Annotated in this window: 5 protein-coding genes; 2 read left to right on the plus strand and 3 right to left on the minus strand. The window is 56.4% G+C overall.

Annotation, left to right across the window (positions count from 1 at the left end; genetic code table 11):
- The 3 genes from AC2VLY_RS12385 to ispD all read right to left on the minus strand — a co-directional run.
- Positions 1–590 (minus strand): tRNA pseudouridine(13) synthase TruD (locus AC2VLY_RS12385; protein ID WP_486922374.1); only part of this gene is annotated, 590 nt, incomplete at its 3' end.
- Entirely contained in the window at positions 583–1,065 is a 483-nt protein-coding gene (gene ispF, locus AC2VLY_RS12390) for a 2-C-methyl-D-erythritol 2,4-cyclodiphosphate synthase (protein WP_486922375.1), read from the minus strand. The genes ispF and AC2VLY_RS12385, both read right to left, overlap by 8 nt.
- Positions 1,062–1,775, minus strand: coding sequence for a 2-C-methyl-D-erythritol 4-phosphate cytidylyltransferase (ispD, locus tag AC2VLY_RS12395; protein ID WP_486892681.1), 714 nt, complete (start codon positions 1,773–1,775; stop codon positions 1,062–1,064). The genes ispF and ispD overlap by 4 nt, the downstream gene beginning before the upstream one ends.
- 139 nt (positions 1,776–1,914) lie before the next feature.
- On the opposite strand from ispD, the gene mfd reads away from it, so the two are divergent.
- Together mfd and serB are read left to right on the plus strand one after the other, a co-directional pair.
- Positions 1,915–5,364 carry a transcription-repair coupling factor gene (gene mfd, locus AC2VLY_RS12400; RefSeq protein WP_486892682.1) on the plus strand — a complete coding sequence of 1,150 codons (3,450 nt, stop codon included), beginning with the start codon at positions 1,915–1,917 and terminating at the stop codon, positions 5,362–5,364.
- The gene (gene serB, locus AC2VLY_RS12405; protein ID WP_486892683.1) at positions 5,361–6,479 is read left to right on the plus strand and encodes a phosphoserine phosphatase SerB; all 1,119 of its coding nucleotides are present in this window, start codon (positions 5,361–5,363) and stop codon (positions 6,477–6,479) included. The genes mfd and serB overlap by 4 nt, the downstream gene beginning before the upstream one ends.
- The last annotated feature ends 155 nt before the right edge of the window (positions 6,480–6,634 follow it).

Genomic DNA, 6,634 nt, shown 5'->3' on the forward strand with positions numbered 1-6,634 from the left:
GCCGCTGACAGCAGCAGGCCACGTTGATGACGATCCATTTTGCGCGCTGTACCGGACAACAGGCGACTGACCTCCTGCAAATTACGGTGGCCAAAGCGTTGCGCTCCAAAATAATTGGGAAAGCCCGTTTTTTGCAAATGCTGCAAACGCGTCTCCCACAAAGCTGGTTCGCCCTGACAATGGCGCAAAACCAGGCGAAAATGATTTCCCTTGAGCACCCCCCTGCGGAGCTTGCGGTCATGGCGGGTCATCTCCAGAAAATGGAGATTTTCACTTTCCAGGCTCAGCCAATCCGGCGTTGTCCCGGCTTGTACCGGCACGGAAAAACTCTGTCGGGTAACGGCGTGCCGATCTTTCATTCCCGCATAACCCACATCACGCACGGGGATGCTGGCAAGTTGTGCCAGTCGTTTGGCTACTTCCTGGGTATTCAGTCCGCGCTTTTCAATGAAAAACCAGTAATGCGACCCCGTACCGGAAGGCGTAAAAGGCAGCATTTCCGTAACCTGAAAATCCTCTTCCGTCGATTTGAGTTCGGCTTCCAGCAGGACATCCACATGCGGATAAATGCGTGGGAATAATTCAGACATGTTGAATCAGGATCACGGCGTGGGCAGCGATTCCTTCACCCCGACCGGCATAACCCAGCTGCTCAGTCGTCGTCGCCTTGATGTTGACCGCATCCTCAGAAACCTGCAGATCTTCGGCAATGTGCGCGCGCATTTGCGGTATATGGCTCGCAAGTTTGGGTCGCTGACAAACAATAGTGGCATCCACATTCCCGACCGAAAAGCCCTTTTCCTGAATCAAAGCATGACAATGCCGGAGCAAAAGACGGGAATCGGCGCCGGCAAAACGTGCATCCGTGTCGGGAAAATGGCGGCCAATATCTCCCAATGCTGCGGCACCCAGCAAGGCGTCACAAATGGCGTGCAGCAAGACGTCCGCATCGGAGTGCCCGGCCAGACCCCGCTCATAGGGAATCTTGACCCCTCCGAGTATCAACAGGCGCTCGGGAACCAGAGCATGCACATCAAAACCATGACCAATACGCAGCTGCATCATTTCTCCTCGTCACGGGCCGCCAGGATGGCTGCCGCCAAAGCCAGATCATCTCCCAGGGTAATCTTGATATTATCCCCATGCCCCTGAATCAGACGCGGACACCAACCCTGAAGCTCCATCGCCGAAGCTTCATCGGTAATGGGCATTGCGGCACCCTGCGCAGATTGCAGAGCTGCAAGCAATGCTGCCAGGGGGAAAGCCTGAGGCGTTAAAGCCCGCCATAACCCTTCCCGATCCACCGTACCCAGGGAAAGGCCGTCTTTTTCGCGCTTGAGGGTGTCGGCAACCGGAATTCCCAGCAATGCCCCCTGCGGTGATTCTCTCAGACTATCCAGCAAATTGCCCAGGTCTTCGGCGCGCAAACAGGGTCGTGCAGCATCATGTACCAGCACCCAGTCCTTATCGGCAGCACCGGCTTTCCGCAAGGCCTCCAAACCGCGACGCACGGAATCAGCACGTTGCTTCCCGCCTCTTACAGGGGCCAAAGGCAACGCCAAATCATCGCCCAACAAGTCCCGCCAGGCTCCGCTTTCCAGATCCTCACCCGGCAACACCAACTGCACTCCGGATATCCGCTTTTCGTGCAGAAAAATGTTCAGGGTATGCGCAAGAACAGGCTGCCCGCGCAGCAAAACATATTGTTTAGCCTGGGTTCCACCAAAACGTTGGCCCCGCCCTCCGGCTGGAATAATGACCCAGATCCGCTCCATCAATCTTCCTCAACTTATGGATTTCAGACGCAGTATCCGCAGTCTATACAGCAGGCGCAAGCGTTTCAGCTTTTGCAGTTTGGGCACGGGCACCTTACACTAGGCTCCCTGAATTTGCTGATATGATATCCCGGATATTTTGGACTTTCCTCTCGCTTTGGGCCCTGCCCCCCGTGCAGGTAATGCACGCAGTTTCAGCCATATTTTCGGAGCTGCCGATTGCTGGCTGGCAGCCGAAATGCTCCGCAAATGGAAAAAACCTCTGTTGGTGCTCCTGCCCAATCCCCGTGATCTGGAAGAATGGCAGAGCGAGTGGTCATTTTTTGCGCCGGATCTGGATGCGCCCCTGATTTTCCCGGATCGGGAAATTCTGCCCTATGATCGTCTGGCACCTCCGGCTGATGCGACCGCCACCCGTCTCGCGACATTGGCGGCCTTGCCCAATTGGCGTGGGCTGTGTCTGGTCCCTCTGGCGGCCGCTCTGCAACGTCTTCCGCCCAGGAGTTTTCTTGATCAACATGCCTTTGTACTGGCGGTGGGAGACAACCTCCAGCCCGAGCGCTTTCGACAACGCCTGATTGATGCGGGCTACCGCAATGTCAGCGAAGTTTCCGAACCCGGAGAGCTCGCCTGGCGCGGCGGCATTATTGACCTGTTTCCCAGTGGTAGCCCGCTGCCCTACCGGATTGAGTTATTTGACACACAGGTAGAAAGCATCCGGGCATTTGATCCGGAAACCCAGCGGACTCTGGAGAAAGTATCCAGGGTATCCCTGCTGCCTGCGCGCGAAATTCCTGTAGATGCGGCAGCACTGAATGAATTCCGCAGCCAGTTTCGGGCAAAATTCAGTGGTGACCCGCAACGTGCCGAAGTCTATCGAGCGGCAAGTCGCGGACAGGTTCCCCAGGGAGCAGAGCATTACCTGCCTCTGTTTTTCCCGGAAAGCAGCCATCTGCTTACCCATTTTCCTCCGGACGGGATCATTTTCATGCCCCCCGGTCTGGAAAGCGCCAGCCAGCAGATTCGCCACGACTGGCAGGAACGCCATGAAGAGCGGGCATACGACACCAGTTATCCGATTTTGCCACCAGACGCACTTATTTTAACGCCTGCCGAATGGGAAACAGCACTCCAGAGTCGTGCACAGGTGCATGGCGAGGTAGAAGGCCCCGGTGCAAGCCTACCCTGCGGACCTCTACCAGCCTTGCAGGGAAACAGCGAAACGCCCCTGTCAGCTCTGGAAACTTTTCTGCGTCACCTCCCCCAGCAGGGCCGCGCCCTGATTGCTGCAGAATCTCCGGGCCGTCAGGAAGCGCTGTCTGAGCGCCTGAACAAAGCGGGTTTAAGTGCCACCCGCCTGAAAAACTGGCCGGATTTTCTCCAGTCCACAGAAAAAATCGCTATTACCGTAGCCCCCTTGGAGCGCGGTCTGCTGCTGAAAGAGAAAAATCTGGTCCAGCTTGCACTCATCTCGGAAGCGCAGATTTTCGGTGACCGGGTATTTGCGCAAAGACGAAGTGCGCAGGTCCGCCAACGTCATGTGGAAGGCATGGTTCGCGATCTGGGCGAACTGCAGCCCGGCGATGCGGTCACCCACGAGGAATATGGCATTGGTCGTTTTCAGGGGATGAGTACCCCTTTTGCGGCGCAAGGCGATGTCAACGAATATGTGGTGCTGGAATATGCCCAGGGAGATTTGGTGTATGTCCCGGCAGATCATCTGGATCGCATTGCCCGTTATGTGGGCAATGGGGCAGCAGAACCGGTGCTATCCCGCCTCGGCAGTCAACACTGGGATAAAGCCAAAGCCAGGGCCCGGGAAAAAGCCATTGATGCAGCCAGTGAGCTGCTGGACATATACGCCAGACGAGCGGCCCGCCAGGGCCGTGCTTTTGCAGCTCCAGATGAGTCTTATTGGGACTTTGTTTCCCGTTTCCCCTTTGAAGAAACGCCCGATCAACAACAAGCCATTGACGCCGTCATTGCCGACTTGATCAGCCCGCATCCCATGGATCGTCTGGTTTGTGGTGATGTAGGGTTCGGCAAAACCGAAGTGGCGTTGAGGGCAGCCTTTCTGGCCGCCCATGGCGGGGCACAGGTCGTGGTTCTGGTACCGACCACTTTGCTGGCTCAGCAGCACTATGAAAACTTTCAAAACCGCTTTGCCGGAATACCGCTGCGGATCGAGGTCCTGTCCCGTTTTCAGAAGGGCAAAACCCACAAGGAAATCCTGGCCGCCACCCAGGCCGGAGACGTCCGGATTCTGATCGGAACCCATCGCCTGCTCCAGAAAGATGTGGCTTTTAAAGACCTTGGCCTATTGATTCTGGACGAGGAGCACCGCTTTGGTGTGCGGCAAAAGGAGCAGATCAAGGCCCTGCGTGCCGAAGTGGATATTCTCACCCTGACGGCCACGCCTATTCCCCGCACCCTGAATCTGTCCCTGGCCGGATTGCGCGATTTATCCATCATCGCCACCCCACCCCAGCGTCGGCAACCAGTGCGTACTTTTGTGCAGATCTGGGAAGACGCTGTGGTCGTCGAAGCCTGTCAGCGAGAATTACATCGGGGCGGACAAATTTATTTTCTGCACAATGAAGTACGGGATATCGAACGCATGGCCAGCAACCTCAAGCGTCTGCTTCCCGAAGCCCGGCTCCGGGTCGCCCACGGGCAAATGCCTGAAGGCGAGCTGGAGGCGGTCATGCTGGATTTTTATCATCAACGCTTCGATATTCTGCTCAGCACCACGATTATCGAATCCGGTATCGACAATCCCCACGCCAATACCATACTCATCAATCGCGCCGATAAATTTGGTCTCGCGCAACTCCACCAGCTCCGGGGCCGGGTGGGACGTTCCCATCAACGGGCCTATGCGTATCTGTTTACCCCCGATGTACGCGCCATGAGTGATGATGCCCGGCGCCGCCTGGATGCCATTCAATCTCTGGAAGATCTGGGGGTCGGCTTTGCCCTGGCCAATCATGATCTGGAAATTCGTGGAGCCGGTGAACTTCTGGGCGAAGAGCAAAGCGGGCACATGGATGAAGTGGGTTTCACGCTCTTTATGGAATGGCTCAACGACGCAGTTGCCGCCATCCGTGCGGGCAAGGACCCCCGCAGCCCGGCCGAACAACGCGCCAGCGGACCGGAAATTCATCTGAATACGGCGGCACTGATTCCCGACGATTATCTGCCCGACGTGCACTTGCGTTTGCAACTATACAAGCGCCTCAGCGATGTCCGCAGTGATTCCGCCATTGGTGAAATCATGGTGGAAATGATCGACCGATTCGGGCCGTTGCCAGACCCGACCAGAACCTTGCTGTGCCAGACCCAGCTCCGCCTCCTGGCCAGCCAAATCGGCATTGATCAGATTGATGCCGGACCTTCCGGAGCACGCCTGCAATTCGCCCAGGAAAATCAGGTATCCCCGGAAAAAATCATTGCGCTTATTCAGCGTCCGCACAGTGTCTATCAGCTGGATGGCGGCCAACGCCTCAGAATTCGCCAGGATTTACCCGACGGCGAGGCACGCTGCCAAAAAATCATTCAACTCATTGAACCATTAAGGAGTAATGCATGAGCAGCACGCGCCTTGCCATATTGAGTCCCGCCGGACGTGGCCCCATGACTTTACCGTCCAGCATGGGACAATTTGTTCATAGTACGGAAAGCCATCAGGAACTCTGGGGATGCTGGCTACAAAGCTGGAATTTACCGGTTGCCGTCAGCGAAATTGCGCCGTTTCTGGATGAATTATCGCGGCAGGCCTTGCATCAGCAAAGAGAAGTTTTCTGGTCTCCCATGTCCAGTGTAGACAGCGTCTCCCGTATGGTATTGCGCGGCGCGGCGCAGCCCGAGGCGCTGCGCCGCGCATTGACGACCCTGCATCTTCAGAACAGCATGCCTGGCCGCATACTCCATGCCCAGGGCGATAGCCTGGCCATTGCCATTCACGGTCCTCATGGTCCGGTTCCTGCCGCCAATCGTGCCTTGGCCGACGCTCTGGAAGGCATCCAGCTTGATCTGGCCATAACACCACTTTGGGAAGCTGGTCACTTTAAGCTGTTGTTGACCGACATGGACTCTACCTTGATCAGCATTGAATGTATTGATGAAATGGCGGATCACCTGGGTCTCAAGCGGCAGGTTGCCGCCATTACCGAACGCTCCATGGCGGGTGAACTGGACTTTCAGACCTCCCTGCGCGAGCGGGTGCGCTTGCTCCAGGGCACACCCGCCAGCACCATCGACGCCATCATTCGCGAACGCCTGCAACTGAGTCCAGGCGCACGGGAACTCATCCAGGCAGCCAAGTCTCAGGGCCTGGAAACCGGTGTGGTTTCCGGTGGATTCACCCAGTTTACCCGCCATCTCCTGGAAATGCTGGATCTGGATTACGCCTTTGCCAATACCCTGGAAATTGTCGATGGTAAAATCACCGGGCAGGTTTTGGGTGATATTGTCGATGCCAACGCCAAGGCCGACCTTCTCGATTTGCTGGCCATCAGTGCCGGAACCGATGCCAGTCACTGCATTGCCATTGGCGATGGCGCCAATGATCTGCCGATGTTACGCAAGGCAGGTGTGGGTATTGCCTATCATGCCAAGGCGGTCGTCCGCGCTCAGGCCGATTTTCAGATTCGCTATGGCGGACTGGATACTGCAGCGCATTTTCTTGGCTGGTCGTGTGCTTAATCCTAAAAACGGCAGTTGCCGTGAATGCTTTTTGCTCCATTGTTCCTTGCCTGTTGTTCTAACGTCCATTGCGACTCGCGCCACCCCGGAGAATGAAAGAGAATGGGAGTGGGTGGCGGCGGATTGAGATCGCGCGAAATTTTGGTGACTTGATC

It is taken from the genome of Acidithiobacillus sp. TH-A36, from assembly GCF_057473445.1.